General features: G+C 70.4%; 1 protein-coding gene. It reads left to right on the top strand.

Annotated features, from left to right (window positions below):
* Positions 1-1,208 (top strand): condensation domain-containing protein (locus AB0469_RS41170; protein WP_366456739.1); only part of this gene is annotated, 1,208 nt, incomplete at both ends.

Genomic DNA, 1,208 nt, shown 5'->3' with positions numbered 1-1,208 from the left:
GCCGGGCTCCGATGCTTCGGGCGAACATCACCGAGGATCCGGACAGCGGGCGGTGGCTGCTGCTGCTCCAGGCCCACCACCTGGTCCAGGACCACACCTCCCTGGAAGTCGTCCTGCACGAAGTCCAGGCGTTCCTGGACGGCAACGAGGACGGACTGTCCGCCCCGTTGCCCTTCCGGGACTTCGTGGCGAAGGCCCGTCTCCAGCTGTCCCGTGAAGAACACGCGCAGTACTTCACGGACCTGCTGGGGGACGTGACCGAGCCGACGGCCCCCTTCGGGCTCCTCGACATCCGTGGCAACGGGACGAGTGCCGTCGAAGCCAGGCTGCCCGTTGACCACGCGCTCGCCGCACGGCTCGTGGAGCAGGCCCGACGGCTCGGTGTGAGCGCGGCCGCCCTCTTCCACGTGGCGTGGGCCCGCGTCGTGGCCAGGACGACCGGCCGTGACGACGTCGTGTTCGGCACGGTCCTGTTCGGCCGGATGCACGCGGGCGCGGGCGCCGACCGCATCCCGGGGCTCTTCATCAACACCCTGCCCGTCCGGGCGGGCACCGCCGTCACGGGTGTGGCCGATGCCGTCCACGCCATGCAGAGGCAATTGGCGGAGCTGCTCGTCCACGAGCACGCCCCCCTGGCTCTGGCGCAGCAGACCAGCGGGGTCCCCGCACAGCTGCCGCTGTTCACGGCCCTCCTCAACTACCGCCACAACGAAGGGGCCGACCAGGCACCGAACGCCGGCCTGGAGGGGACCGAACTCCTGCACATCCAGGAGCGCACCAACTACCCCCTCACCATTTCCATCGACGACAAGGGCACGGGCTTCTCCTTCACGGTCCAGACAGCCACGGCCATCGACCCCGTCGCGGTCTGCGCGCTGCTCCACACCGCCACGCAGAATCTGGTCACCGCTCTGGAGGCGGCGCCCGAAACGCCGCTCCACCGGATCGACGTGCTCGATGTGGCCGAGCGGCGTCGGATCCTGGGGGAGTGGATCGATACGGCGCGGGATGTTCCGGTGGCGTCCTTGCCGGAGCTGTTCGAGGCTCGGGTGGCGCGGGATCCGGAGGCGATCGCGGTCGTGGCCGGCGGGGTGGAGCTGAGTTGTGCGGAGCTGAACGCTCGGGCGGACCGGCTGGCCGGGTTGCTGGTTGGGCGTGGTGTGGGTGCGGAGTCGCTGGTCGGTGTGCTGATGGAGCGCTCGGCGGAC

The sequence above is a fragment of the Streptomyces sp. NPDC093801 genome (assembly GCF_040701585.1).
Taxonomy (GTDB): domain Bacteria; phylum Actinomycetota; class Actinomycetes; order Streptomycetales; family Streptomycetaceae; genus Streptomyces.
The sequence above is the reverse complement of the archived record's forward strand: the minus strand, read 5'-3'. Positions and strand labels throughout refer to the sequence as shown.